42 protein-coding genes are annotated in these 23713 nt (G+C 38.1%); 37 read left to right on the plus strand and 5 right to left on the minus strand.

Annotated features, from left to right (window positions below; genetic code table 11):
* Nucleotides 1-18 precede the first annotated feature (18 nt).
* On the plus strand, nt 19-942 hold the full coding sequence (locus tag CJ229_RS06590) for a hypothetical protein (protein ID WP_070622608.1): 924 nt from the start codon (nt 19-21) through the stop codon (nt 940-942).
* A gap of 17 nt (nt 943-959) precedes the next feature.
* Here the strand turns inward: CJ229_RS06590 and CJ229_RS06595 are convergent, their stop codons facing one another.
* From CJ229_RS06595 to CJ229_RS06615, 5 genes are all read right to left on the minus strand, one after another.
* Nucleotides 960-1232, minus strand: coding sequence for a hypothetical protein (locus CJ229_RS06595; RefSeq protein WP_068129194.1), 273 nt, complete (start codon nt 1230-1232; stop codon nt 960-962).
* Between the two features lie 13 nt (nt 1233-1245).
* Entirely contained in the window at nt 1246-1560 is a 315-nt protein-coding gene (locus CJ229_RS06600) for a hypothetical protein (RefSeq protein ID WP_070457129.1), read from the minus strand.
* On the minus strand, nt 1557-2720 hold the full coding sequence (locus CJ229_RS06605; protein ID WP_102167169.1) for an MFS transporter: 1164 nt from the start codon (nt 2718-2720) through the stop codon (nt 1557-1559). The genes CJ229_RS06600 and CJ229_RS06605 overlap by 4 nt, the downstream gene beginning before the upstream one ends.
* A gap of 8 nt (nt 2721-2728) precedes the next feature.
* Nucleotides 2729-2899, minus strand: coding sequence for an SE1832 family protein (locus CJ229_RS06610; protein WP_168162117.1), 171 nt, complete (start codon nt 2897-2899; stop codon nt 2729-2731).
* A gap of 106 nt (nt 2900-3005) precedes the next feature.
* Complete coding sequence (locus tag CJ229_RS06615) at nt 3006-3644, minus strand: PepSY domain-containing protein (protein ID WP_102167097.1); 639 nt, start codon at nt 3642-3644, stop codon at nt 3006-3008.
* Nucleotides 3645-3790: 146 nt separating this feature from the next.
* On the opposite strand from CJ229_RS06615, the gene CJ229_RS06620 reads away from it, so the two are divergent.
* From CJ229_RS06620 to rpsI, 36 genes are all read left to right on the plus strand, one after another.
* Nucleotides 3791-5125: an NCS2 family permease gene (locus CJ229_RS06620; protein WP_102167098.1), complete on the plus strand. Its 1335-nt coding sequence runs from the start codon at nt 3791-3793 to the stop codon at nt 5123-5125.
* A gap of 267 nt (nt 5126-5392) precedes the next feature.
* Nucleotides 5393-5701, plus strand: a complete 309-nt coding sequence (rpsJ, locus tag CJ229_RS06625; RefSeq protein WP_102167099.1) for a 30S ribosomal protein S10 — start codon at nt 5393-5395, stop codon at nt 5699-5701.
* Between the two features lie 26 nt (nt 5702-5727).
* Nucleotides 5728-6384: a 50S ribosomal protein L3 gene (gene rplC, locus CJ229_RS06630; protein ID WP_040929591.1), complete on the plus strand. Its 657-nt coding sequence runs from the start codon at nt 5728-5730 to the stop codon at nt 6382-6384.
* A 20-nt stretch (nt 6385-6404) separates the two neighbouring features.
* The gene (gene rplD, locus CJ229_RS06635) at nt 6405-7028 is read left to right on the plus strand and encodes a 50S ribosomal protein L4 (RefSeq protein ID WP_068129204.1); all 624 of its coding nucleotides are present in this window, start codon (nt 6405-6407) and stop codon (nt 7026-7028) included.
* Entirely contained in the window at nt 7028-7300 is a 273-nt protein-coding gene (rplW, locus tag CJ229_RS06640; protein ID WP_040929589.1) for a 50S ribosomal protein L23, read from the plus strand. Before rplD ends, rplW begins: the two co-directional genes overlap by 1 nt.
* Nucleotides 7301-7339: 39 nt before the next feature.
* Nucleotides 7340-8170: a 50S ribosomal protein L2 gene (gene rplB / locus CJ229_RS06645; RefSeq protein ID WP_068129206.1), complete on the plus strand. Its 831-nt coding sequence runs from the start codon at nt 7340-7342 to the stop codon at nt 8168-8170.
* Between the two features lie 61 nt (nt 8171-8231).
* Complete coding sequence (gene rpsS, locus CJ229_RS06650) at nt 8232-8507, plus strand: 30S ribosomal protein S19 (protein ID WP_040929587.1); 276 nt, start codon at nt 8232-8234, stop codon at nt 8505-8507.
* A gap of 21 nt (nt 8508-8528) precedes the next feature.
* Nucleotides 8529-8897, plus strand: a complete 369-nt coding sequence (rplV, locus tag CJ229_RS06655; protein ID WP_040929586.1) for a 50S ribosomal protein L22 — start codon at nt 8529-8531, stop codon at nt 8895-8897.
* Nucleotides 8898-8915: 18 nt separating this feature from the next.
* Nucleotides 8916-9563, plus strand: coding sequence for a 30S ribosomal protein S3 (rpsC, locus tag CJ229_RS06660; protein ID WP_070709252.1), 648 nt, complete (start codon nt 8916-8918; stop codon nt 9561-9563).
* 18 nt (nt 9564-9581) lie between these two features.
* Nucleotides 9582-10016, plus strand: coding sequence for a 50S ribosomal protein L16 (gene rplP / locus CJ229_RS06665; protein WP_040929584.1), 435 nt, complete (start codon nt 9582-9584; stop codon nt 10014-10016).
* Nucleotides 10006-10215: a 50S ribosomal protein L29 gene (gene rpmC / locus CJ229_RS06670; RefSeq protein ID WP_068129207.1), complete on the plus strand. Its 210-nt coding sequence runs from the start codon at nt 10006-10008 to the stop codon at nt 10213-10215. The genes rplP and rpmC overlap by 11 nt, the downstream gene beginning before the upstream one ends.
* A 19-nt stretch (nt 10216-10234) precedes the next feature.
* Nucleotides 10235-10498 (plus strand): 30S ribosomal protein S17, encoded by a 264-nt coding sequence (gene rpsQ, locus CJ229_RS06675; protein WP_070457125.1) that lies wholly within the window; start codon nt 10235-10237, stop codon nt 10496-10498.
* 32 nt (nt 10499-10530) lie between these two features.
* Nucleotides 10531-10899, plus strand: a complete 369-nt coding sequence (gene rplN, locus CJ229_RS06680; protein WP_040929581.1) for a 50S ribosomal protein L14 — start codon at nt 10531-10533, stop codon at nt 10897-10899.
* 33 nt (nt 10900-10932) lie between these two features.
* Nucleotides 10933-11241 carry a 50S ribosomal protein L24 gene (gene rplX, locus CJ229_RS06685; protein WP_068129209.1) on the plus strand — a complete coding sequence of 103 codons (309 nt, stop codon included), beginning with the start codon at nt 10933-10935 and terminating at the stop codon, nt 11239-11241.
* 26 nt (nt 11242-11267) lie between these two features.
* Nucleotides 11268-11807, plus strand: a complete 540-nt coding sequence (gene rplE, locus CJ229_RS06690; protein WP_040929579.1) for a 50S ribosomal protein L5 — start codon at nt 11268-11270, stop codon at nt 11805-11807.
* A 15-nt stretch (nt 11808-11822) separates the two neighbouring features.
* A complete protein-coding gene (locus CJ229_RS06695; protein WP_040929578.1) occupies nt 11823-12008 on the plus strand; it encodes a type Z 30S ribosomal protein S14 in 186 nt (61 codons plus the stop codon).
* A 32-nt stretch (nt 12009-12040) separates the two neighbouring features.
* A complete protein-coding gene (gene rpsH / locus CJ229_RS06700) occupies nt 12041-12439 on the plus strand; it encodes a 30S ribosomal protein S8 (protein ID WP_040929577.1) in 399 nt (132 codons plus the stop codon).
* 21 nt (nt 12440-12460) lie between these two features.
* On the plus strand, nt 12461-12997 hold the full coding sequence (rplF, locus tag CJ229_RS06705; RefSeq protein WP_070709250.1) for a 50S ribosomal protein L6: 537 nt from the start codon (nt 12461-12463) through the stop codon (nt 12995-12997).
* A gap of 24 nt (nt 12998-13021) precedes the next feature.
* On the plus strand, nt 13022-13384 hold the full coding sequence (gene rplR, locus CJ229_RS06710; RefSeq protein WP_040929575.1) for a 50S ribosomal protein L18: 363 nt from the start codon (nt 13022-13024) through the stop codon (nt 13382-13384).
* A 22-nt stretch (nt 13385-13406) separates the two neighbouring features.
* Nucleotides 13407-13910: a 30S ribosomal protein S5 gene (gene rpsE, locus CJ229_RS06715; protein WP_040929574.1), complete on the plus strand. Its 504-nt coding sequence runs from the start codon at nt 13407-13409 to the stop codon at nt 13908-13910.
* A 15-nt stretch (nt 13911-13925) separates the two neighbouring features.
* On the plus strand, nt 13926-14105 hold the full coding sequence (gene rpmD / locus CJ229_RS06720; RefSeq protein WP_040929573.1) for a 50S ribosomal protein L30: 180 nt from the start codon (nt 13926-13928) through the stop codon (nt 14103-14105).
* 28 nt (nt 14106-14133) lie between these two features.
* Nucleotides 14134-14571 carry a 50S ribosomal protein L15 gene (gene rplO / locus CJ229_RS06725; protein WP_068129213.1) on the plus strand — a complete coding sequence of 146 codons (438 nt, stop codon included), beginning with the start codon at nt 14134-14136 and terminating at the stop codon, nt 14569-14571.
* Nucleotides 14571-15866 (plus strand): preprotein translocase subunit SecY, encoded by a 1296-nt coding sequence (secY, locus tag CJ229_RS06730; protein ID WP_068129215.1) that lies wholly within the window; start codon nt 14571-14573, stop codon nt 15864-15866. Before rplO ends, secY begins: the two co-directional genes overlap by 1 nt.
* A 28-nt stretch (nt 15867-15894) precedes the next feature.
* Nucleotides 15895-16542, plus strand: a complete 648-nt coding sequence (locus CJ229_RS06735) for an adenylate kinase (protein ID WP_070622603.1) — start codon at nt 15895-15897, stop codon at nt 16540-16542.
* Nucleotides 16543-16650: 108 nt separating this feature from the next.
* On the plus strand, nt 16651-16869 hold the full coding sequence (gene infA, locus CJ229_RS06740; RefSeq protein ID WP_040929569.1) for a translation initiation factor IF-1: 219 nt from the start codon (nt 16651-16653) through the stop codon (nt 16867-16869).
* A 28-nt stretch (nt 16870-16897) separates the two neighbouring features.
* Nucleotides 16898-17011, plus strand: a complete 114-nt coding sequence (rpmJ, locus tag CJ229_RS06745) for a 50S ribosomal protein L36 (protein WP_029091518.1) — start codon at nt 16898-16900, stop codon at nt 17009-17011.
* 21 nt (nt 17012-17032) lie between these two features.
* Nucleotides 17033-17398: a 30S ribosomal protein S13 gene (gene rpsM / locus CJ229_RS06750; RefSeq protein ID WP_040929568.1), complete on the plus strand. Its 366-nt coding sequence runs from the start codon at nt 17033-17035 to the stop codon at nt 17396-17398.
* A 27-nt stretch (nt 17399-17425) separates the two neighbouring features.
* The gene (gene rpsK, locus CJ229_RS06755; protein ID WP_068129219.1) at nt 17426-17821 is read left to right on the plus strand and encodes a 30S ribosomal protein S11; all 396 of its coding nucleotides are present in this window, start codon (nt 17426-17428) and stop codon (nt 17819-17821) included.
* A gap of 61 nt (nt 17822-17882) precedes the next feature.
* Nucleotides 17883-18827 carry a DNA-directed RNA polymerase subunit alpha gene (locus CJ229_RS06760; RefSeq protein ID WP_068129220.1) on the plus strand — a complete coding sequence of 315 codons (945 nt, stop codon included), beginning with the start codon at nt 17883-17885 and terminating at the stop codon, nt 18825-18827.
* A gap of 19 nt (nt 18828-18846) precedes the next feature.
* The gene (gene rplQ / locus CJ229_RS06765) at nt 18847-19224 is read left to right on the plus strand and encodes a 50S ribosomal protein L17 (protein ID WP_040929565.1); all 378 of its coding nucleotides are present in this window, start codon (nt 18847-18849) and stop codon (nt 19222-19224) included.
* A gap of 139 nt (nt 19225-19363) precedes the next feature.
* Nucleotides 19364-20152, plus strand: coding sequence for an energy-coupling factor transporter ATPase (locus CJ229_RS06770; protein WP_070457120.1), 789 nt, complete (start codon nt 19364-19366; stop codon nt 20150-20152).
* Nucleotides 20149-21003, plus strand: coding sequence for an energy-coupling factor transporter ATPase (locus tag CJ229_RS06775; RefSeq protein WP_068129225.1), 855 nt, complete (start codon nt 20149-20151; stop codon nt 21001-21003). The genes CJ229_RS06770 and CJ229_RS06775 overlap by 4 nt, the downstream gene beginning before the upstream one ends.
* Entirely contained in the window at nt 20996-21793 is a 798-nt protein-coding gene (locus CJ229_RS06780) for an energy-coupling factor transporter transmembrane component T family protein (protein ID WP_070457118.1), read from the plus strand. The genes CJ229_RS06775 and CJ229_RS06780 overlap by 8 nt, the downstream gene beginning before the upstream one ends.
* Nucleotides 21790-22560, plus strand: coding sequence for a tRNA pseudouridine(38-40) synthase TruA (gene truA / locus CJ229_RS06785; protein WP_070622598.1), 771 nt, complete (start codon nt 21790-21792; stop codon nt 22558-22560). The genes CJ229_RS06780 and truA overlap by 4 nt, the downstream gene beginning before the upstream one ends.
* A gap of 155 nt (nt 22561-22715) precedes the next feature.
* Complete coding sequence (gene rplM, locus CJ229_RS06790) at nt 22716-23153, plus strand: 50S ribosomal protein L13 (protein WP_040929560.1); 438 nt, start codon at nt 22716-22718, stop codon at nt 23151-23153.
* Nucleotides 23154-23172: 19 nt separating this feature from the next.
* Nucleotides 23173-23565: a 30S ribosomal protein S9 gene (gene rpsI, locus CJ229_RS06795; RefSeq protein ID WP_040929559.1), complete on the plus strand. Its 393-nt coding sequence runs from the start codon at nt 23173-23175 to the stop codon at nt 23563-23565.
* Nucleotides 23566-23713 lie beyond the last annotated feature (148 nt).

Consider the following 23713-nt stretch of genomic DNA (forward strand, 5'->3'; position numbering starts at 1 on the left):
CTTAAAGGGGGATCAACTATGTTTGAATATCAACGTTTATATTGGAATCATTTACGCGGCGAACACCTTAAAGTCGTGTTAAACATCGTACTTTACGTCATTTTCTCAAGTATCGTTTCAATAATTGGAATTGGATTAGGATTCGCTGTAATCGGGGGTACAATATTTAGCTGGACAAGTGCACAAAGTGGACCAGGAGCACTCGGTATTATAGGAATCATATTAGCAGTACTATATTTATTTGCATTAGTAATATTTGTCTTATTACTATTAGGATACGGATATTACAATTACTTCTTCTTAGCATATGAAGAAAAAGAATCAAAATTTAATCATGGATTATTCGCCTTTAAAAAAGGACGTTACTTAAAGTCATTAGGACTTGTCATCATCATTTCTATCATTGCTTTCGCAACGAACTTTGCACTTAGTTTTGTTACTTTACCGTTAAATTTAGCATTAGATCCAGAGATAATGATTAGTGGAGATGTTTCGGCTAGCTTCACACCTACCTTAATCATCCTTTCAATCATCGGAATGGTTGTTTCAATTTTTGTTGGATTTATGATTGAGGGTGTGACGTTAAGCATCTGGTTTAGACATTTAGAAGCACCAATGTCAACTCTAGGAGATAAGCTTGCGACTGGAATTAACGTCGTATTTAAAAACTTTAAGCAGTTTTTAAAACTAGTGTTTTCAGTTTTCTTAATCGGCCTGCTACTAACGATTGTCATCGGTGTAATAATCATTAGTGGTGTGGCAATTGGCATGGCACTAAATAATGATATCGCGATGTTCTTTATAGTACCGATTATCATCATAGTTTCGATCGTTATCGGCTTGCTTGGTACTTATCTCATTTACGGAAGTTATGTCACGTTTTATAAAGAAAACCGCGCAAGATTAAACTTAGACGATGAAATTGAATATATTGAAGCATAAAAATAAGCCGTTCTACTTTATAGGTAGAACGGCTTAAATATTGCTAAATATGCTATAAATCCAATAGAGACGAGAGAAATTGTCATTAACGTTAGAGAGAAATAGTTATTTAACTCGTCGTCAGAATTACTTGAACTCGTATTAAATGCTTTTACGCTTATATAGAGAGAAAGTAACGCGACTATAGACCAAGAATATATAGTGAAGAAAATAACACCTTCATTTAAAATGATGTTCACAAAAAATATCGCTTGAATCATAGTAAGTAACATCAATATAACTCGAGTCATAATAGAGGTCCTCTTAAACTACGAATAAATACACGACTAAAGCGATCGCCATCGCTACTGTAAAGGCGTGTATTAAATATAAGTGTCGGTTATCATGTCTCACTTTAAATGCTGTAATTTCTACAGAAAAAATAATAGAGATTGCGAGTAATAACATCATATAATCATCAATGCCTTGGACAGGTAATATGTTAGAAACCAACATACTTAAAAATCCGAGTCCAGACAACAGTCTTATGACAATTAAAAATTTCGCACGTAATCCATATATTGTGACAAACGCCACGAGTAAATAACTAATTAACATCATTATTGTTAAAAATGTCATGCAACTTGACCTCTTTTTCTATAATACTGGTAAATGAAGAACGTCGATAATAACACGAGAAGTGCACCAAACACAAACGGTACACCGTAGTGAATTAAGAATAGTATGTTGAAAAATATCGGTCCGACAATACGCCCGAGACTATCGAGAGAATACGTTGTAGCTGTCATTTTACCAACTTCATGATGTCTTGCTTCTTTCGTAATTTGAGATGTCATTAACGTACGAACGAGTGCATTACCTGACATTAATAAGACGATACAAATTCCCGCGTAAAATAACCCCGTCATAAACGGCAACATAATAAATGCAATTAATGCCATCGCTTGACCGATGATCATCGCACCATATTCTTGGCCATCTTTTAACTTACGAATCACGCCACCTTGAATGATCGCGTTAAAAATTCCACCGATAAAGAACAGTACACCCATCTCTCCTGGTGTAATATCGATTTTTTCTTTACCGAGTAGTTGGAACGTACTTTCCATACCACTCATCATAAACATGACGACAAACGTCGCAACGAGAAGTATACCAACAGGTTGAATAAAATATTCCTTTTGGACAGTGATCCCACGCTCAATATCTGTATTCGAACGATATGTTTCTTGTATTTTCAACACCGAAAAGATAAGCGCAATAAAAATAATAATTGCAGTCATAAAAAATGGTGCTGAGACAGAAACAGATGCGAGTAGACCACCGATACCTGGGCCGAATACGAATCCGATACCCATTGCCATACCGATAAGTCCCATGTATTTAGTACGTGTTTCAATAGATGTAATATCTGCGACCATTGAAGTTGTCGCGACATATAGTGCACCTGACGCCATACCTGCAATGAAACGGCTGATGTAAAGAACCGCAAGACTATTCGAGAAAATCGCAAATACTAAAAAACTTAACATAAAGACAAATAGTCCGCCGATTAATAACGGTCTTCTACCGATACGGTCAGATAACGTTCCAAAAAACGGTGCAGATATAAAACTTGCAATCGAATAAATTGCGATAATGAAACCTAAGTGCAGAGTGCTCACACCAAATACGACGACTAACTCCGGCATAACAGGAATAATCATACTAAACCCAAAATAAATTAAAAACTGGATGAGCATAATAAATAAAATCTTCTCTTTTAAATTCTCTGTCATCGTTAACATCAACTGCCTTTTTTAATTTTATCTTTTATCTCTTTGATCTCACGTTCAAGAGACTCTAACTGCTTCAGCATCTTATCTGGAGCTTGTCCAGTGGATTCAATTTTTTCTAAATCACCCTGGATTCGGATGTAATCATATTTTAAAGTTTCTAAATGTTGTTTTAAATCCATGCTCTCACCTCTAATTATGTAGTTATAGTTAATGATAGCACAAAAGCGCTTTACAGCTCTATGTAAAAAAGCAGGGAATCACTCCCTGCTGTTAAACGTTTATAAATTAGTCATCGCTTTCTACGAAATCTCCTGTATAAGCATCGACTTTAACATCGACGTTATTACCGTTGTCTTGAACGATTTCGATTTCATAATATAAATTACCGTCGTCAAAGTCGGTAGACCATTCTGTTACTTTACCGTTCACATTATCTTTTGCAGTTTGAATCGCATCTTCAACTTTAACTAAGTCGCTGTAATTAAAATACTTATTGTCGTTTTCATCATCTTCTGCTTCAGTTTCTTCTTTTACTACTGATAAATCATTGACGTCTAAACTCACTTCATATTCTTCAGTATCACTTTCGAGCTCTATTTTATAGACATATTGGTTATTTTCTTTCGATACGCCAATGTCAGTTAATTGTCCATCAAAACGAGATTTTGCTTCTTCGATTGCATCTTCAATGGACTTGCTAAAGCTTGCCATATCAAGTTCATCACTTTCGCTAGATGAAGAAGTGTTTGTATTATCATTTGATGAGTTGTCGTTTTCAGATTTGTTATCGCTTGTTGACTCTGTTGTTTCAGTTTGTTTTGATTCGCTTTGGTTAGTTGTTTCTTCATTATTATCGTTGCCACATGCTGCAAGTGTTAGTGACGCTGCGATTAATAATGATGTGATTTTAAATTTAGTGTTCATTAGGCATTCCTCCTATGACTAACTATTGCCACAGTATTGAACATATAAACATAATTCATATTAAACTTATTGCATTGTGCGTCTTTTAACGATAAAATTTATAAATAATTTAATTTCTACTATAAATAGAATAGAGAGAGTATAAGATGAAACGATATTTTCAATTTGATGAGTTAGGTACAAATTATCGTCGTGAAACTATTGGAGGAATCACAACATTTCTTTCAATGGCATATGTTTTAGCAGTTAACCCTGCAATGCTTAGTCTTGCGGGAGTTGAGGGTGTTCCAGATGATATGCGTATGGACATTAACGCAGTATTTGTTGCGACGTGTCTCGCGGCATTTATCGGAACGTTTATTATGGGTGTTTGGGCAAGGTATCCAATTGCTTTAGCTCCTGGAATGGGGTTAAACGCATTTTTCGCGTTCTCTGTTGTACTTGGAATGGGAATCCCGTGGCAAACAGCGTTATCTGGTGTTCTCGTATCCGGTGTACTATTTTTAATACTGACAGCATCTGGTGTTAGAGAGTACGTAATCAATGCGATACCGATGGAGATGAAGATGGCCGTCAGTGCCGGGATTGGTTTTTTCATCGCGTTCGTTGGATTTAAAGGTGCCGGATTTATCGTTGCAGATGAAAACACGCTCGTACATATTGGTAACATTCATGATGCACACGTTATCCTTACAATATTTGGATTAGTGCTTTCAGTCATATTAATGGCGCGTAAAGTCCCAGGTGCGATTTTTATAGGAATGATTATTACCGCGATCGTCGGACTTGTCTTTAACTTGTTACCGATGCCTGAAGCGGTCGTGAGTAAAGTGCCGAGCATTGCACCAACGTTCGGTGCAGCATTTGAAGGATTTTTAAATCCGTCTGAGCTTTTTAATGTACAGTTTTTAGTTGTCGTATTAACATTTTTATTTGTTGATTTCTTTGACACGGCGGGTACATTAGTTGGAATCGCGTCACAGGCGAATTTAATTAAAGATAATAAAATTCCACGTGCGAGTCGTGCACTTGCTGCAGACTCATTCGCAACAATTTCAGGAGCGATTCTAGGTACGTCAACGACGACGTCTTATGTCGAATCGACAGCAGGGGTAGCAGCTGGTGCGAGAACGGGATTTGCAAGTATCGTGACGTCACTACTATTTTTACTCGCGATATTCTTTAGTCCATTAATTGTCGTGTTCACATCTGAAGTGACTGCACCTGCACTTATAATAGTAGGCGCATTAATGGCATCGAACTTAAGCAAAGTAGAGTGGACGCGTTTCGAAGTGGCAGTACCAGCGTTTCTAACAGTAATAATGATGCCACTCACTTATAGTGTCGCAACAGGAATCGCGATTGGTTTTATCTTTTATCCTATTACAATGTTAGTTGCTGGAAGAAAGAAAGATATCCACCCGATCATGTATGTATTAGCAGTTATATTTATTCTCTATTTTATATTTATATTAAGATAAGATATGCTTGATAAAAAAGAGTGAAAAAATCTCGGATAACCCTTGATTTCTTCACTCTTTTAATGTATTATATATAGCGTTGGACTCAAAAAGTGACAGAAAAACTGTCAAGAACATTGCGAAACTCTTGATAAATAAGGGTTTTCTTGTTAAATCGATGAAGCGAGAGGTTACTGACACACCCGGCCCCATTGTCATGGCGGGTGCGTGAGAAAATTTTCGTGGAGAAGTCTATCAATAATGATGACGACCGAGGAGGTTAAAATAATGGCAAAACAAAAAATTCGTATTCGTTTAAAAGCGTATGAGCACAGAGTGCTTGATCAATCAGCGGAGAAAATCGTTGAAGCAGCTAAACGCTCTGGTGCGGAAGTTTCTGGGCCAATCCCACTTCCAACAGAGAAAACTGTTTACACAATCTTACGTGCGGTTCATAAGTACAAAGATTCACGTGAGCAGTTCGAGCAACGTACGCACAAACGTCTTATCGACATTTTAAACCCTACATCAAAAACGGTAGATGCTTTAATGAGCTTAAACTTACCATCTGGTGTGGACATCGAAATTAAACTATAAATTAATATCAGGAGGTGCGACTTTCGATGACCAAAGGAATCTTAGGTAAAAAAGTAGGAATGACTCAAATCTTCGGAGAGAACGGAGAGCTAATTCCAGTAACAGTTATTGAAGCGGCAGGTAACGTTGTCCTTCAAAAGAAAACAGAAGAAGTAGACGGATATAATGCAGTACAAATTGGTTTTGATGACAAGCAAGACTACAAACCAACTAGACGTACTAACAAATACGCAACTAAGGCTGAAATGGGCCACGTTAAAGCTTCAGGTGCAAACCCTAAGCGCTTCGTACGCGAATTCCGCAACCTAAACGTAGATGAATTCGACGTAGGTCAAGAAGTCAACGTAGATACATTTGAAGCTGGAGACATCGTAGATGTTACAGGAACTTCTAAAGGTAAAGGTTTCCAAGGTAACATTAAACGACACAACCAAGCTAAAGGACCATCAAGTCACGGTTCACGTTACCACAGACGCCCAGGTTCAATGGGTATGGTTGACCCATCACACGTTCTAAAAGGTAAAAACTTACCAGGACAAATGGGTGGCGAAAGAGTAACGCTTCAAAACTTAGAAGTAGTTATGGTTGACAACGAGCGCGGCGTAATTTTAGTAAAAGGTAACGTACCTGGACCTAAAAAAGGTTACGTACAAATTTCATCAGCAATTAAAGGTGACAACTAATATAGAAAGGAGGATATACAATGGCAAACGTAGATGTATTATCTATTGATGGTTCAAAAGTAAAAACAATCGAATTAAACGAAGAAGTTTTCGGAATTGAACCAAACCAACATGCATTATTCGAAGCAGTAACGCTTCAACGTGCATCATTAAGACAAGGTAATCACAAAGTTAAAAACCGTGGAGAAGTTCGCGGTGGTGGTAGAAAACCATTCAGACAAAAAGGAACAGGTAACGCACGTCAAGGTTCGATTCGTGAACCACACATGAGAGGCGGGGGCGTAGTATTCGGTCCAACTCCTAGAAATCACGGATTCAAAATGCCAAGAAAAGTTAGACGCTTAGCGTTACGTTCTGCATTATCAGTAAAAGTAAACGAAGAAGCATTAACAGTTGTAGATGCATTCACATTCGATGCACCTAAAACAAAAGAATTAGTTAAAGCTTTAGATAACTTAGATGCAGGTAGAAAGACACTCATCGTATTAGGTGAACAAGATGACAACGTTCTAAAATCAGGACGTAACGTCCCTGGAGTTACAGTTATCACTGCTTCAGGCCTAAACGTATTAGATATCCTTTCTGCAGATCGTGTAATTTTCACGGAAGATGCAATTACTAAAGCAGGGGAGGTACTTCTGTAATGGAAGCTAGAGACGTTATTAAACGCCCAGTAATCACTGAGCGTTCAGCAGATTTAATGTCAGAGAACAAATACACGTTTGACGTAGATGTTAGAGCAACTAAAACACAAGTTAAACGTGCTGTTGAAGAAATCTTTGATGTAAAAGTTGAGAAAGTTAACATTATGAACGTAAAGCCTAAGAAAAAGCGTATGGGACGTTATCAAGGCTATACGAACAGAAGAAGAAAAGCGATTGTAAAATTAAGTGAAGGTTCTATTGAATTCTTCTAAAAATATTCGAAAGTTACCAATAAGGAGGTAAACAGTTAAATGGCGATTAAACATTATAAACCAACAACAAATGGTCGTCGTAATATGACGAGTCTGGATTATAAAGATTTAACTAAAACTAAACCAGAACGTTCATTATTAGAGCCACTTCCGAAAAAAGCTGGCCGTAACGCACAAGGAAAAATTACTGTACGTCATAAAGGTGGCGGACATAAACGTCAATACAGAGTTATTGACTTTAAACGTAACAAAGATGGAGTACCAGGACGTATCAAAACAATCGAATACGATCCAAACCGTTCAGCAAACATTGCACTTGTTCAATACTTAGATGGTGAAAAGAGATATATCCTTGCACCTAAAGGAATTGAAGTTGGACAAGAAATCATGAGTGGTAAAGATGCGGATATCAAATTAGGTAACGCATTAGAGTTAGGCGATATGCCTGTTGGTACAACTATCCACAACATCGAACTTAAACCAGGTAAAGGTGGGCAAATCGCTCGTTCTGCTGGTACATCAGCACAATTACTTGGTAAAGAAGGTAAATACGCAATCGTTCGTTTAAGCTCAGGCGAAATGCGCATGATCTTACTTACATGCCGTGCAACAGTCGGTTCTGTAGGAAACGAACAACATGAACTTGTAAACGTAGGTAAAGCTGGTCGTTCTAGATGGGCTGGTAAGAGACCTACAGTTCGTGGTTCTGCGATGAACCCTAACGATCACCCACACGGTGGTGGTGAAGGTAGAACTGGAATCGGTATGCCATCTCCACTTTCTCCATGGGGTAAAAAGACTCTTGGTAAGAAAACTCGTAGAAACAAGAAGAAGTCTACTAAGTTAATCATTAGAAAACGTAAAAAATAATCAACATCATTAAATCGTGTGCGGTTCTCACCGCACTGATTTCTTGAAGGGAGGCGCCAAAATGGCACGTAGTATTAAAAAAGGACCTTTTGTAGATGATCATTTAATGAAAAAGGTAGAAAACCTTAACGAATCAAATAAAAAGACTGTAATTAAAACTTGGTCACGTCGTTCAACAATCTTCCCACAATTCATCGGGCACACGATTGCTGTATATGACGGCCGTAAACACGTACCAGTTTATATTACTGAAGATATGGTTGGTCACAAACTCGGAGAGTTTGCTCCAACAAGAACTTTCAAAGGACACGGCGGTAAAGACGCTGTAACTCGATAACACCTAAAGGAGGAAATATACATGCAAGCGAAAGCAACAGCTAGAACAGTGCGTATCGCTCCACGTAAAGTACGTTTAGTGGTTGATCTCGTAAGAGGTAAAGAAGTTGGCGAAGCAGTCGCACTATTAAAGCTTACTAATAAAAGAGCTGCTGAAGTAGTAGAGAAGCTCATTTTATCAGCAGCGGCAAACGCTGAACATAACTACGACATGGATGTTGACAGCCTAATCGTTTCTGAAATTTATGCAAACGAAGGACCAACGCTTAAACGTTTCCGTCCACGCGCACAAGGACGTGCAACTGGAATCAACAAACGTACGAGCCACATCACTGTTGTACTTACTGAAAAAGAAGAAGCAGTAGAAGAACAGGCTGAAGAAGCGAACTAATAAGAGGAGGGAATTACTTTGGGTCAAAAGATTAATCCAACGGGATTACGTATTGGTGTAATCAAAGATTGGGAAGCAAAATGGTACGCAGAGAACGACTTTGCTGACTTATTACACGAAGACTTAAAAATCCGTAAATACATTGATGAAAACCTTAAAGATGCAGCAGTATCACAAGTTATCGTTGAACGTGCTGCAAATAGAGTAAACATTGCACTACACACTGGTAAACCAGGTATGGTTATCGGTAAAGGCGGTAGTGAAATCGAAAAACTACGTGAAGCACTTGTGAAATTAACAGGTAAACGTGTGCACATTAACGTTATCGAAGTTAAAAATATCGATTTAGATGCTAAATTAGTAGCAGAAAACATCGCACGTCAACTTGAAAACCGTGTATCATTCCGTAGAGCTCAAAAACAAGCGATTCAAAGAACAATGAGAGCAGGAGCTAAAGGTATTAAAACTTCTGTTGCAGGTCGTTTAGGCGGAGCGGACATCGCACGTGCAGAAGGATACAGTGAAGGAACAGTACCACTACACACACTTCGTGCAGACATTGACTACGCACACGAAGAGGCAGACACTACTTACGGTAAGTTAGGTGTTAAAGTGTGGATTTACCGCGGTGAAGTTTTACCAGCAGTAAAGAACGAGAATAACTAAGAGAGGAGTACAAGAAGAATGTTATTACCAAAGAGAGTAAAATACCGTCGTCAACACCGTCCAAATTCTAAAGGGCGTTCAAAAGGCGGTAATGAAGTAAACTTCGGCGATTACGGCTTACAAGCTACGACGTCTGCATGGATTACTGCACGTCAAATCGAAGCAGCACGTATCGCTATGACACGTTACATGAAACGTGGCGGTAAAGTATGGATCAACATTTTCCCGCACACGCCAATTACTAAAAAGCCATTAGAAGTTCGAATGGGTTCTGGTAAAGGTGCAGTAGAGCACTGGATCGCAAACGTTAAACCAGGACGCATTATGTTTGAAGTTGCAGGTGTAGATGAAGAGGTAGCTCGTGAAGCACTACGTCTTGCAAGTCACAAACTTCCAGTAAAAACAAAATTCGTTGTGAGAGAAGAATTAGGTGGTGATACGAATGAAGGCTAAGGAAATCCGTGAACTTACAAACGAAGAAATCGTAAATAACATTAAAGAACTTAAAGAAGAACTCTTCAACCTACGCTTTCAACTAGCTACTGGTCAGCTAGAAAACACTGCTCGTATCAAGGAAGTTAGAAAAACGATTGCGCGTTTAAAAACGACAGTCCGTGAAAGAGAAATTGAAGAAGCAAAAGCGAATCAATAATTTATAGGAGGTTTATATAATGGCAGAGAAAAATGAACGTAAAGTTTATCAAGGCCGTGTCGTTTCTGATAAGATGGACAAAACAATTACTGTTCTTATTGAAACACACAAAAGACACCCAATTATTGGTAAACGCGTAAAATACTCTAAAAAGTACAAAGCTCATGACGAGCACAACCAAGCTAAATTAGGCGATATCGTAAAAATTGAAGCAACTCGCCCATTATCAGCTACTAAACGTTTCCGCTTAGTGGAAATCGTAGAGGAATCAGTAATTATCTAATAGTGTAGATATATAAAGGGAGGTAACCACGCATGATTCAACAAGAATCTCGTATGAAAGTTGCTGACAACTCTGGAGCTCGTGAAGTTTTAACAATCAAAGTACTAGGTGGTACTGGACGTAAAACAGCGAACATTGGTGATGTTGTTGTTGCAACAGTAAAACATGCAACACCGGGTGGTGTTGTCAAGAAAGGTGACGTAGTTAAAGCAGTCATCGTTCGTACTAAAACAGGTATCCGTCGTGAAGATGGTTCATATATTAAATTTGATGAAAACGCATGTGTCATTATTCGTGACGATAAAAGTCCAAGAGGAACTCGTATATTTGGTCCAGTAGCACGTGAATTACGTGACGGCAACTTTATGAGAATTATCTCATTGGCACCAGAAGTATTATAATTTTAATATTAACTAAGGAGGTGCGATAAGACGATGCACGTAAAAACAGGCGACAAAGTTATTGTCATTAGCGGTAAAGATAAAGGTAAACAGGGAACTGTTTTAAAAGCTATCCCTAGAGAAGAACGTGTGGTAGTTGAAGGAGTAAATATGGTTAAGAAACACCAAAAACCTTCTCAATTAAATCCAGACGGAGGGATTTTAGAAACAGAAGCAGCAATTCACGTTTCTAACGTTATGCACGTTGATCCTGATTCAGGTGAACGCACTAGAATCCGTTATGAAGAAAAAGACGGAAAGAAAATTAGAGTAGCAGTTAAATCAGGTAAAGAAATTAAATAAGGTAACTCGGAAGGAGGACACATTTCGTGATTCGTTTAAAAGATAAATACAACGAGACAATCAAAGATGAACTCGTTAAAAAGTTTGAATACAGCTCTGTAATGCAAGCACCTAAAATCGATAAAATCGTAATCAACATGGGTGTTGGTGAAGCTGTACAAAACGCTAAAGTATTAGACACTGCTGTAGAAGAATTAACAGCAATTGCTGGTCAAAAACCACAAATTACAAAAGCTAAAAAATCAGTAGCTACATTCCGTTTACGTGAAGGTATGCCAATCGGTGCAAAAGTAACTTTACGTGGTGACAGAATGTACGATTTCTTAGATAAACTTATCTCAGTATCATTACCACGTGTAAGAGACTTCAGAGGTGTATCTAAAAAAGCATTCGATGGTCGTGGGAACTACACTTTAGGTGTTAAAGAACAAATCATCTTCCCAGAGATTGATTACGATAAAGTAACAAAAGTAAGAGGTATGGATATCGTTATTGTGACAACAGCTAACACAGACGAAGAGGCTCGTGAACTGTTAACACAATTTGGTATGCCATTCAAAAAGTAAAAAGGAGGCATATTCATGGCTAAAAAATCAATGATTGCGAAACAACAAAAACCGCAAAAATTCAAAGTAAGAGAATATACACGTTGTGAAAGATGTGGACGTCCACACTCAGTACTTCGCAAATTTAAACTTTGCCGTATCTGTTTCCGTGAACTCGCATATAAAGGTCAACTTCCAGGCGTCAAAAAGGCGAGCTGGTAATTCTATATAAATTGAAGGGAGGCATATTTTAGATGACTATATCAGATCCAATTGCAGATATGCTAACACGCATTAGAAATGCGAACATTGTTAAACATGAATCATTAGAGATTCCAGCGTCAAACATCAAAAGAGATATCGCTGAAATCCTTAAAAATGAAGGTTTCATCAAAAACGTAGAATATGTGGAGGATGACAAACAAAATATCATCCGTGTGTTCTTAAAATATAGTGAAAATGGCGAAAGAGTAATCACTGGTCTTAAGAGAATTTCTAAACCAGGTCTTCGCGTATACGCTAAAAAAGATGAACTACCAAAAGTACTTAACGGTTTAGGTGTTGCTTTAATTTCAACATCTGAAGGTGTAATTACAGATAAAGAAGCTCGTAACAAAAACGTTGGTGGAGAAGTACTCGCTTACGTTTGGTAATAACAATTAGGAGGTGCAAAAATGAGCCGAATTGGTAACCGTATTATTGAAATTCCATCTGGCGTTACAGTAGACGTTGATGGATCTACATTTACAGTTAAAGGACCGAAAGGTGAACTTAAAAGAACTTTAAATGATGACTTAAATTATAAAATGGAAGACAACACAATCGTCGTTGAGCGTCCAAACGATTCAATCGCGATGCGTTCGATTCACGGAACAACACGTTCTTTACTAAACAACATGGTCGAAGGTGTATCACAAGGTTTTGTTAAAGAATTAGAATTAATCGGTGTTGGTTACCGTGCACAAATGCAAGGTAAGAAACTTGTATTAAACGTTGGACTTTCTCACCCAGTTGAATTCGAATCATCAGATACACTTACAATTGCAGTTGATGGAAACACTAAACTTAAAATTGAAGGTATCGACAAAGAAGAAGTTGGAGCATTAGCTTCAAACATTCGTAAGGTACGTCCACCTGAGCCATACAAAGGTAAAGGTATTCGTTACAAAGATGAGTACGTACGTCGTAAAGAAGGTAAAACTGGTAAATAATTAAACAAGTGAGGAGGAACATAAATGATTTCTAAAATCGATAAAAATGCGGTACGTCGTAAAAGACATTTACGTGTACGTAAAAACATTTCAGGAACTCCTGAAAGACCACGTCTAAACGTATACCGTTCTAATAAAAACATCTATGCACAACTTATCGATGATGTGAACTATAAAACATTAGCGAGTGCTTCAACACAAGATAAAGACTTCAGCGGTAAAAATGGTTCTAACAAAGAAGCAGCTGCAGAAGTTGGTAAATTAATTGCTGAACGTGGTAAAGCAGCGGGCGTCGAAACAGTTGTATTCGACCGCGGAGGTTATTTATATCACGGACGTGTAGCTGCATTAGCAGAATCTGCACGTGAAAACGGACTTAAGTTTTAATTGAAGGAGGCGAAACAATAAAATGGCTCGTAATCGTAGAGAAGAAAAACAAGAATTTGAAGAACGCGTAGTAACAATCAACCGTATCGCGAAAGTAGTTAAAGGTGGTAGACGTTTCCGTTTCTCTGCTTTAGTAGTAGTAGGGGACAGAAAAGGTCGCGTAGGATTCGGTCAAGGTAAAGCACAAGAGGTGCCAGAAGCAATCAAAAAAGCAATTGAAGCTGCTAAGAAAAACCTTGTTGAAGTACCAATCGTAGACGGAACTATTCCACACGAAATCAACGGACGCTTCAGCTCTGGTCACGTATTCATGAAACCAGCTGCTCCAGGTACTGGGGTTATCGCAGGTGGACCGGTACGTGCGGTGTTAGAGTTAGCAGGTGTTACAGACGTATTAAGTAAATCAATCGGAACAAGTACTCCAGTAAACGTAGTACGTGCGACGATGACAGGTTTAGAAGAACTTAAAAACGTTGAAGACGTAGCTAGACTGCGTGGAAAAACTGTAGAAGAAATCTTAAATTAAGGGGGAGTATTCAAGATGGCTAAAGTTAAAGTTACCCTCGTAAGAAGTGTTATCGGTAGACCGGAAACACAAAAGAAGACAGTCGCTTCACTCGGTCTAAAGAAAATTAATTCTTCAATCGAGCTTGAAGATACTGCTCAATTAAGAGGACAAGTAGAAAAAGTTAAACACTTAGTTAAAGTAGAGAATATTTAATAAGTAATATAAAATAGGAGGTGCAACAATGAAATTACACGAACTTAAACCAGTTGAGGGCGCACGTAAATCACGTAAACGTGTTGGACGTGGTATGTCATCAGGTCATGGTAAAACTTCTGGCCGTGGACATAAAGGACAAAACGCTCGTACAGGTGGTGGCGTAGGATTAGTATTCGAAGGTGGTCAATTACCACTATTCCGTGCGATTCCTAAACGTGGTTTCACAAATATTAACCGTAAAAGTTATTCAGTCGTTAACATTAGCGATTTAAATAAATTTGATGCTGGAACTGTAGTTACACCTGAATTACTCGTTGAGTCAGGATTAGTTAAAAAGAATGTAGCAATTAAAATTCTTGGTAACGGAGAACTCAATGTTAAGTTAACTGTTCAAGCACACAAGTTTTCTGCTACGGCTAAAGAAGCGATTGAGGCTCAAGGCGGCACTGTAGAGGTGATCTAATGATCAGCAACGTTGTCAATTTCTTTAAGATCAAAGAAATCAGGCAGAAGATTGTATTTACACTTGCAATGCTTGTAATATTTAAAATTGGTACGTATATACCAGTTCCTGGCGTAGATCCGAGTGTGTTTGACACACAAGCTCAAGGTGGCGTACTAGACGTCATGAACACATTCGGTGGTGGGGCACTTAAAAACTTCTCTATTTTTGCAATGGGGATTATGCCTTACATCACTGCGTCAATCGTTACGCAGTTACTGCAAATGGACGTTGTACCAAAGTTTGCTGAATGGGCGCGACAAGGTGAAGTCGGGCGACGTAAAATCGCTCAGTTTACGCGTTACTTTACAATCGTTTTAGCATTTATTCAGTCAATTGGTATGTCATTTGCATTCAACCAAATGTTTGGTGGTACGTTAATTAGTGATAACTCAGTTGGTTCATACCTAATTATCGCTATCGTACTTACAACAGGTACTGCGTTTCTATTATGGCTTGGTGAACAAATCACTGAAAAAGGTGTAGGTAACGGTATTTCTATCATTATCTTCGCTGGTATTTTAGGATCATTACCAAGTGCATTAATTCAATTTTATGAACAACAATTTGTTGGCGCACAGGACAATACGATGGCTGTGTTAACAGTAGTTGGTATGGTTGTTGGTTTATTACTTCTTACTGCATTTGCGGTTTACGTTTTACAAGCGATTCGTAAAATTCCGATTCAATATGCAAGAGGTAAAGGTCGTCAAGCAATGCTTGCACCACAAGCGACTTTCTTACCGCTAAAAGTTAACCCTGCAGGAGTTATCCCAGTTATCTTTGCGATGGCATTCTTAATGTTACCGCAATCTATATCACTATTTTTCCAAGATAAAGAATGGGCAATTAAATTTGCTGAAGCTGCGAATCCAGCGTCTAATATCGGATTAGTGATTTACATCATTCTCATCATCTTGTTTGCGTACTTCTATGCGTTTGTACAAGTAAACCCTGAGAAGATGGCAGATAACTTAAAAAACCAAGGCAGTTACATTCCTGGTATTCGTCCAGGTAAAAACACGCAGACTTACATTACAAATGTTTTATATAGACTCGTATTTGTAGGTTCAATATTCTTAGCGTTTATTGCAGTGTTACCAATACTGCTAACTCGATTAATGGATTTACCACAAACGATTCAGATCGGTGGTACAAGCCTACTCATCGTTATCGGGGTTGCGCTAGAAACTATGAAACAACTCGAAGCTCAAGCAGGACAAAGAGAGTACAGAGGGTTTAGACGCAATAGGTAAACACGTATAGATTAGTAGGAGGATATTCATGAATATCGTAATTATGGGATTGCCTGGAGCAGGTAAAGGTACACAGGCTACTGAAATCATTAAAAAATACCCAATTCCACATATTTCTACTGGTGATATGTTCCGTTTAGCGATTAAAAACGAAACTGAACTCGGTAAAGAAGCAAAATCTTACATGGATCGTGGAGAACTCGTTCCAGATGAAGTAACGATTGGAATTGTAAGAGAAAGATTATCTGAAAGTGATGCTAAAGAAGGTTTCTTATTAGATGGTTTCCCAAGAACTGTCTCACAAGCAGAAGCTTTAAACGAAATCATGGCTGATCTTGGCACTCAGATTGATAGCACATTATATATCGATGTTCCTGAAGAGGAACTCATGAACCGCCTAACAGGTCGACGTATCTGTGAGGTATGCGGCACGGTATATCACTTAGTGTTTAACCCGCCGAAAAAAGACGGTGTATGTGATCTTGAAGGTGGTAAATTATACCAACGTGAAGATGACAACCCAGAAACGGTTCAAAAAAGATTAAGTGTAAACATCAAGCAAACGAAACCACTACTTGATTTCTATGAGAAACAAGGTATTTTATCTAAAGTAGATGGTGCGAGAGATATCGATGAAGTGTTTGCTGATGTCGAAAAGATACTCGAAACACTTTAATATTCACCTTGAGTCTTTAGGTGAATATCTCATCAGTCCTTAAATATAAGTGGTTTCACCTGAAGACAAGCAAAACAAAGAGTTTAAACTGTAAAGGAGGAATATAAAGTGAGTAAAGAGGGCGTTATTGAATTAGAAGGTCTTGTAAAAGAGACATTACCAAACGCACAGTTCAAAGTAGAACTTGAAAACGGCCATGAGATTACAGCTCATGTGTCTGGTAAAATTCGTATGAACTATATTCGAATCCTTCCTGGAGATAAAGTAACAGTTGAAATGTCACCGTATGACTTAACTAAAGGAAGAATCACTTATCGTTTTAAATAAGGACTCCAATTATTAAGGAGGTAACAAAATGAAAGTTAGACCATCAGTAAAACCAATTTGCGAAAAATGTAAAGTCATTCGTCGTAAAGGAAAAGTAATGGTAATTTGTGAGAATCCTAAGCATAAACAAAGACAAGGATAATAAATAACGGAGGTGTAAATAATGGCTCGTATAGCAGGAGTTGACATTCCACGTAATAAACGTGTAGTAATCTCATTAACTTATATTTACGGTATCGGTAAATCGAGATCTTCTGAAATTCTTAAAGAAGCAGGCGTTAACGAAGACACGCGTGTACAAGACTTAACAGAAGATGAGTTAAACAAAATTCGTGAAGTTGTAGACAACTACAAACTTGAAGGTGACTTACGCCGTGATGAAAACTTAGACGTTAAACGTCTTTTAGAAATCGCATCATACAGAGGTATCCGTCACCGTCGTGGCTTACCAGTTCGTGGTCAAAAGACTAAGAACAACGCGAGAACGCGTAAAGGTCCTAAGAAAACAATCGCGAACAAGAAGAAGTAATTAACAAGTAAGGGAGGAGTATTATAAATGGCTCGTAATCAATCACGTACATCACGTAAACGTAGAGTGAAGAAAAATGTTGAATCAGGAATTGCACACATTCGTTCAACATTCAACAATACAATTGTAACAATCACGGATGATTTCGGAAACGCACTATCATGGTCATCTGCTGGTGCATTAGGATTTAAAGGTTCTAAGAAATCTACTCCATTCGCAGCACAAATGGCTTCTGAAACTGCTTCTAAAGCGGCAATGGAACACGGTCTTAAAACTGTAGAAGTAACAGTAAAAGGACCTGGTGCAGGACGTGAATCTGCAATTCGTGCATTACAATCAGCTGGATTAGAGATTACATCTATTAAAGACGTAACTCCAGTTCCACACAACGGTTGTCGTCCACCAAAACGTCGTCGTGTATAATTAACGATGATAAAACACATTGCGCAATTAAACGGCGGTAATAGGGAGGAAAAAGTAAACAATGATTGAAATCGAAAAACCTAGAATTGAAACAGTAGAACTAACGGAAGATTCTAAGTTTGGTAAGTTTGTTGTAGAGCCTCTAGAAAGAGGATATGGAACAACGCTTGGGAACTCCTTACGTCGCATTCTTTTATCATCTTTACCTGGTGCGGCAGTAAAGACAGTCGAATTCGAAAACGTACTACATGAATTCTCAACAATTGAGAACGTCATCGAAGATGTTACAACGATCATCACAAACATTAAAAGTTTAGCGTTAAAAATCTATTCAGAAGAAGATAAAACGTTAGAAATTGATGTTACAGACGAAGGTGTTGTAACTGCAGGAGATATTATCCACGACAGTGACGTTGAGATTTTAAACCCAGAGTTAAAAATCGCAACCGTAGCAAAAGGTGGAGTCCTAAGAGTACGCATGATTGCTGGACGCGGACGAGGTTATGCTTTATCTGAAGCGAACAACAAAAGCGACCTACCAATCGGAGTAATTCCAGTAGACTCTATTTACACACCAGTAAAACGTGTCAACTACACAGTAGAAAGCACACGTGTCGGTCAAAATGCGAACTTCGATAAGTTAACATTAGATGTATGGACAGACGGATCAATTACACCGCTTGAATCTATTTCACTTGGTGCAAAAATCTTAACTGAACATTTAAACATCTTTGTCGACTTAACAGACGAAGCGCAAAATGCTGAAATTATGGTGGAAAAAGAAGAAGACCAAAAAGAAAAAGTACTTGAAATGTCTATCGAAGAACTCGACTTATCTGTACGTTCTTACAACTGCTTAAAACGTGCAGGCATTAACTCAGTTCAAGAGTTAACAGAGAAAACAGAAGCAGACATGATGAAAGTACGTAATCTAGGACGTAAGTCTTTAGACGAAGTTAAAAATAAATTAGATGACCTTGGATTAGAATTACGCCAAGAAGATTAATTAAAGAGGAGGTATAAGAATGGCTTACAGAAAACTCGGTCGCGACTCAGCACACAGAAAATCTATGCTTAGAAACCTTGCGACATCATTAATCGTTGAAGAACGCATCGTTACAACAGAAAAGCGTGCTAAAGAGCTACGTAAAGTTGTAGATCGTCTTGTAACTTTAGGTAAGCGTGGAGACGTAGCATCTAGACGTCGTGCTGCTGAAACGGTACAAAACGTTACGTTAGTAAACGAAGATGGTTCAACAACAACTGCATTACAAAAATTATTTGATGATATCGCACCTCGTTTTGAAGAACGTCAAGGTGGATACACAAGCATTAAAAAACTTGGTGAGCGTCGTGGAGACGGTGCAGAACAAGTGATTATTGAATTTGTTGAGGGTGCTTAAACCTCTTATTAAAGCAGTATGAGTGTTACGATAGATTTACTTCTGTCTAGCTCTTAAGTATCCTGCAAAACTATGAATTGCGCGACTCTTTTGCAGGGTACGCGCTTTTTTATTTAACTATTTTAAAGAAGGTGGAAATATGATTTCACTTAAAAATGTTTCATACAAATATAGCCACAGCAGTCGATACGCATTAAATCATATTTCTATCGACTTTAAAAAATCAGAATTTGTGTCGATTATCGGACATAACGGTTCTGGTAAAAGTACGTTAGTAAAAATCATAATGGGTATACTCACTCCAACTGAAGGGGATGTGTATATCGATGGAGAAAAAGTGACAGAAGACAACTTCCAAGACATTCGCGAAAAATTTGCGATTGTGTTTCAAAATCCGGATAACCAGTTTGTCGGAGCAACAGTCGAAGATGATGTTGCGTTTGGGTTAGAAAATCGTGGTGTTCCACATGAAACAATGAAAGATAAAGTTGAATCTGCTTTAAGGGAAGTCGGTATGTGGGAGTTTAGAACACATGAACCCCATCGTCTTTCTGGTGGTCAAAAGCAACGTGTTGCGATTGCTGGAGCGCTTGTGACGGACCCAGACGTGTTAATTATGGATGAATCGACGTCGATGTTAGACCCGACTGGTAGAAGGGATATTTTATCTTTACTTAAAAACATACATAAAACGAGAGAGACGACGATCATTTACATTACGCATGACTTAACTGAAATTGAAGACAGTGATTACGCATATGTGATGCGTGATGGTAAAATTCGTAGCGAAGGTCAAGTGTATGAAATCTATCAAGACACGGATGTGTTAAAAGAGAGTAATTTAGTGCTTCCATTTAATATTGAGTTGTCCGAAGCGTTAATGAACGGAGAATATATGTCATACGAAGAGTTGGTGGAACGTCTATGAATATAAGTCTAGAGAACGTGACATTAGTCTACCAAAGGAAAACACCATTTGAATTTAAAGCGTTAAATAACATCACGACACAATTTGAACAAGGTAAATTTTACGGTGTCATCGGACATACAGGTAGTGGAAAGTCAACGCTCGTACAAATGTTAAACGGACTTATTTTACCAACAGAAGGAGAAGTCAATGTCGGTGACCATGTATTAACTAGAAAAGCGAAATATAAAATCATTCACGACGTTAAAAAACGTGTGGGGATCGTCTTTCAGTTCCCTGAACACCAGCTGTTCGATGAAACCGTCCTTAAAGACGTCTCATTTGGACCGATGAATATGGGAAAGTCTAAAGAACAAGCAGAAGCTATATCTAAAAAATATTTAGAACTGCTAAACGTTGATGAATCATTATTTGATCAGTCACCATTTGATTTATCTGGTGGGCAAATGCGTAAAATTGCGCTCGCAGGTATACTATCGATGGAACCAGACGTACTTATATTAGACGAACCAACGGCAGGACTAGACCCACTCAGCCATATTAAAACGATGGAGTTATTTAAATCGTTACACGAAACGCTCGGGATTACAGTCATACTCGTCACGCACGATATGAACGACGTGTTTAACTATACTGATGAGGTGAAAGTACTCTCTAAAGGACATCTCGTCGCTGAAGGGAATACGCATGAACTCTTACAAGATGAAGCACTCTTAAAAGAGTATCAACTAGAAGTTCCAAACGTCGTACGCCTCGTTCATGATTTACGTAAAAAAGGATATACGTTAGATGAAATGCCTCAAAACATACAGTCATTCATACGTATGTATAAGGGGGTATTCGATGTTTGATTCGATGCTACTTGGTCGTTATATTCCTGGAGATAGTGTCATTCATAAACTCGATGCACGCGCGAAATTAATCGCGACGGCACTATTTATGATTATCGTTTTTTTTGCGAATAACTTAGTGACGTACTTACTTTTAATTGCCTTTGTACTCATCGTTTTAAAGCTCGCAAAACTCGGTATTATGTTCGTATTAAACGGACTTAAGATTATACTCGTACTACTCATATTTACGTTTTTAATGCACCTATTCTTAACAAAAGGTGGTCCGGTACTCCTCGATGCTAAAATATTTACGATTGAGTTAGAAGGTCTCATAAGAGGTTTATATATATCGACGCGTCTCATTATGCTCGTCATCGTAACGACGATTATGACACTGACGACAAGTCCGATTTCATTAACGGACGGCTTAGAAAAACTCGCATCACCGTTAAAAATGTTTAAAGTACCTGTCCATGAAATCGCGATGATGACGTCGATTAGTTTAAGATTTATACCGACGTTAATGGATGAGACAGATAAAATAATAAAAGCACAATCATCTAGAGGATCGACATTTATGACAGGTCCAGTAAAAGACCGTATAAAAGCACTCATTCCTATCGTCATACCGCTATTTATATCTGCGTTTCAAAGAGCAGAAGATATGGCAGTTGCAATGGAAGTAAGAGGCTATAAGGGAGACGAAGGACGTACGCACTACCGGCTCCTTATATGGCATAAAAGAGACACGATTGCGCTTATTATATTAGTACTATTTGGAGTACTACTGTGGGTGTTAAGAACATGACACGTATATTATTAAAAATAACGTATAACGGTAAAGAGTTTGATGGGTGGCAGTATCAGCAAAACCGTCGTACTGTTCAAGGTGAAATTGAACGTGCATTAAAATCTGTACACCGTGAATTTATAAGAATTCACCCAGCGTCACGTACAGATAAGCACGTTCATGCACTTGAACAATACGCACACTTTGACACGACACTCGATATCGATCCTGAGAAGTGGTCGTTTATATTAAACAACAAACTTTCAGGAGACATCCGTATTATAGAGTCAAAAGAGATCGACCCGGAGTATCACGTAAGGTATCATTCGAAAGGAAAAGTATACCGGTACAAAATGTACTTCGGAGAACCATCTCCTTTTAAATACGGGTTAGAAACACATGTGAAAGATGAATTAAACATCGACAGAATGCGTGAAGCGGCCGAGTACTTTATCGGCACACATGACTTTACAAGTTTCTCGAGTGCAAAAACTGTCATTGAAAACAAAGTGAGACATATATACAAACTCGATATAATCGAGACAACAAATGGGTTAGAAATCGTCATTATGGGGTCGGGTTTTTTATATAACATGGTGCGAATTATCGTATCTTATTTACTTGAAGTTGGTAAAGGTAATAGAAATCCGGAATCTACAAAAGAAAACATTGAAAACAAAGACCGAACGCAAAATCCAAAAGTTGCACCAGCAGGTGGGTTATATTTAGAGCGTATATTTTTAACAGAAGAAGAACAAGGCGATTATTTAAAAGAAAACACGTGATACCGTTGACTTTTAACGTAAAGGTGCGTTATAATTACTAACGGTATAAATTTATATCACACACTGATAAGCCCCGGAACTTATCTTTTGTAAGATATAACATGAACAATTAAATTAGAAAATTAGAAACTTTTTTTATTTTGGAGGGCAAAACAATGCGTCAAACATTTATGGCTAACGAGTCAAACATTGAGCGTAAATGGTACGTAATTGATGCTGAAGGACAAACATTAGGTCGTCTTTCAACAGAAGTTGCATCAATCTTACGTGGTAAACATAAACCAACATACACGCCACACGTTGACACTGGTGACTACGTGATCATCATCAACGCTGGTAAAGTTGAATTAACAGGAAACAAATTAAGTCAAAAAGTATACTACAGACACACTGGTCACCCAGGTGGAATTAAAGAAGTAACAGCTGGAGAGTTAAGAGAAACTTACCCAGTTCGTTTAATCGAAAAATCTGTAAAAGGTATGCTACCTAAAAACTCTTTAGGCGACAAACAACTTAGCAAATTATTCGTATATGAAGCAGACACGCATCCACATGCGGCACAACAACCTGAAAACTACGAGTTACGTGGTTAAGGATTAGGAGGTAAACACATTGGCTAAAGTAGAATATAGAGGAACTGGACGTCGTAAAAAGTCAATCGCACGTGTACGTCTTGTACCAGGTGAAGGTAACGTAACGATCAACAATCGTGACATGAGAGAATACCTTCCATTTGAAAGCTTAATCTTAGACTTAAACCAACCATTCGCTGTTACTGAAACAGAAGGTAACTACGATGTATTAGTAAACGTACACGGTGGTGGATTCACAGGACAAGCTCAAGCAATCCGTCACGGAATTGCGCGTGCATTATTAGAAGCAAACCCTGAACACCGCGCTGAATTAAAACGTGCTGGTCTCTTAACACGTGACCCACGTATGAAAGAGCGTATGAAACCAGGTCTTAAGAAAGCTCGTAAAGCACCACAATTCTCTAAACGTTAATATCCCTTTTTATCAAGGGTTGCAAGCACTTCTCGAAAAAATTCGAGAGGTGCTTTTTTGTTTTGTGATAGAAAATAATACCCCTTTAATACCCTTTTATGAAATTAATTTAAAAATCGATGTGATTTTGAAACTTTTCAGCTAATCT

It is taken from the genome of Nosocomiicoccus massiliensis, assembly GCF_002871345.2.
Classification (GTDB): Bacteria; Bacillota; Bacilli; order Staphylococcales; family Salinicoccaceae; genus Nosocomiicoccus; species Nosocomiicoccus ampullae_A.

Bases quoted from the DNA above. Each gene is read 5' to 3' on its own strand.
- rplR (WP_040929575.1), top strand. From the start codon at position 13,022: ATGATTTCTAAAATCGATAAAAATGCGGTACGTCGTAAAAGACATTTA.
- rpmJ (WP_029091518.1), top strand. From the start codon at position 16,898: ATGAAAGTTAGACCATCAGTAAAACCAATTTGCGAAAAATGTAAAGTC.
- rpmD (WP_040929573.1), top strand. From the start codon at position 13,926: ATGGCTAAAGTTAAAGTTACCCTCGTAAGAAGTGTTATCGGTAGACCG.
- CJ229_RS06695 (WP_040929578.1), top strand. From the start codon at position 11,823: ATGGCTAAAAAATCAATGATTGCGAAACAACAAAAACCGCAAAAATTC.
- rpsQ (WP_070457125.1), top strand. From the start codon at position 10,235: ATGGCAGAGAAAAATGAACGTAAAGTTTATCAAGGCCGTGTCGTTTCT.
- CJ229_RS06760 (WP_068129220.1), top strand. From the start codon at position 17,883: ATGATTGAAATCGAAAAACCTAGAATTGAAACAGTAGAACTAACGGAA.
- rpsE (WP_040929574.1), top strand. From the start codon at position 13,407: ATGGCTCGTAATCGTAGAGAAGAAAAACAAGAATTTGAAGAACGCGTA.
- rplX (WP_068129209.1), top strand. From the start codon at position 10,933: ATGCACGTAAAAACAGGCGACAAAGTTATTGTCATTAGCGGTAAAGAT.
- rpsM (WP_040929568.1), top strand. From the start codon at position 17,033: ATGGCTCGTATAGCAGGAGTTGACATTCCACGTAATAAACGTGTAGTA.
- rplD (WP_068129204.1), top strand. From the start codon at position 6,405: ATGGCAAACGTAGATGTATTATCTATTGATGGTTCAAAAGTAAAAACA.
- rplQ (WP_040929565.1), top strand. From the start codon at position 18,847: ATGGCTTACAGAAAACTCGGTCGCGACTCAGCACACAGAAAATCTATG.
- rpsS (WP_040929587.1), top strand. From the start codon at position 8,232: ATGGCACGTAGTATTAAAAAAGGACCTTTTGTAGATGATCATTTAATG.
- CJ229_RS06595 (WP_068129194.1), bottom strand. From the start codon at position 1,232: ATGACTCGAGTTATATTGATGTTACTTACTATGATTCAAGCGATATTT.
- rplC (WP_040929591.1), top strand. From the start codon at position 5,728: ATGACCAAAGGAATCTTAGGTAAAAAAGTAGGAATGACTCAAATCTTC.
- rplM (WP_040929560.1), top strand. From the start codon at position 22,716: ATGCGTCAAACATTTATGGCTAACGAGTCAAACATTGAGCGTAAATGG.
- rpsH (WP_040929577.1), top strand. From the start codon at position 12,041: ATGACTATATCAGATCCAATTGCAGATATGCTAACACGCATTAGAAAT.
- CJ229_RS06610 (WP_168162117.1), bottom strand. From the start codon at position 2,899: ATGGATTTAAAACAACATTTAGAAACTTTAAAATATGATTACATCCGA.
- CJ229_RS06770 (WP_070457120.1), top strand. From the start codon at position 19,364: ATGATTTCACTTAAAAATGTTTCATACAAATATAGCCACAGCAGTCGA.
- CJ229_RS06775 (WP_068129225.1), top strand. From the start codon at position 20,149: ATGAATATAAGTCTAGAGAACGTGACATTAGTCTACCAAAGGAAAACA.
- CJ229_RS06600 (WP_070457129.1), bottom strand. From the start codon at position 1,560: ATGACATTTTTAACAATAATGATGTTAATTAGTTATTTACTCGTGGCG.
- secY (WP_068129215.1), top strand. From the start codon at position 14,571: ATGATCAGCAACGTTGTCAATTTCTTTAAGATCAAAGAAATCAGGCAG.
- CJ229_RS06615 (WP_102167097.1), bottom strand. From the start codon at position 3,644: ATGAACACTAAATTTAAAATCACATCATTATTAATCGCAGCGTCACTA.
- rpsJ (WP_102167099.1), top strand. From the start codon at position 5,393: ATGGCAAAACAAAAAATTCGTATTCGTTTAAAAGCGTATGAGCACAGA.
- CJ229_RS06620 (WP_102167098.1), top strand. From the start codon at position 3,791: ATGAAACGATATTTTCAATTTGATGAGTTAGGTACAAATTATCGTCGT.
- rplN (WP_040929581.1), top strand. From the start codon at position 10,531: ATGATTCAACAAGAATCTCGTATGAAAGTTGCTGACAACTCTGGAGCT.
- truA (WP_070622598.1), top strand. From the start codon at position 21,790: ATGACACGTATATTATTAAAAATAACGTATAACGGTAAAGAGTTTGAT.
- CJ229_RS06735 (WP_070622603.1), top strand. From the start codon at position 15,895: ATGAATATCGTAATTATGGGATTGCCTGGAGCAGGTAAAGGTACACAG.
- CJ229_RS06780 (WP_070457118.1), top strand. From the start codon at position 20,996: ATGTTTGATTCGATGCTACTTGGTCGTTATATTCCTGGAGATAGTGTC.
- rplO (WP_068129213.1), top strand. From the start codon at position 14,134: ATGAAATTACACGAACTTAAACCAGTTGAGGGCGCACGTAAATCACGT.
- rpsK (WP_068129219.1), top strand. From the start codon at position 17,426: ATGGCTCGTAATCAATCACGTACATCACGTAAACGTAGAGTGAAGAAA.
- CJ229_RS06590 (WP_070622608.1), top strand. From the start codon at position 19: ATGTTTGAATATCAACGTTTATATTGGAATCATTTACGCGGCGAACAC.
- rplW (WP_040929589.1), top strand. From the start codon at position 7,028: ATGGAAGCTAGAGACGTTATTAAACGCCCAGTAATCACTGAGCGTTCA.
- CJ229_RS06605 (WP_102167169.1), bottom strand. From the start codon at position 2,720: ATGACAGAGAATTTAAAAGAGAAGATTTTATTTATTATGCTCATCCAG.
- rplF (WP_070709250.1), top strand. From the start codon at position 12,461: ATGAGCCGAATTGGTAACCGTATTATTGAAATTCCATCTGGCGTTACA.
- rplV (WP_040929586.1), top strand. From the start codon at position 8,529: ATGCAAGCGAAAGCAACAGCTAGAACAGTGCGTATCGCTCCACGTAAA.
- rplB (WP_068129206.1), top strand. From the start codon at position 7,340: ATGGCGATTAAACATTATAAACCAACAACAAATGGTCGTCGTAATATG.
- rpmC (WP_068129207.1), top strand. From the start codon at position 10,006: ATGAAGGCTAAGGAAATCCGTGAACTTACAAACGAAGAAATCGTAAAT.
- rplP (WP_040929584.1), top strand. From the start codon at position 9,582: ATGTTATTACCAAAGAGAGTAAAATACCGTCGTCAACACCGTCCAAAT.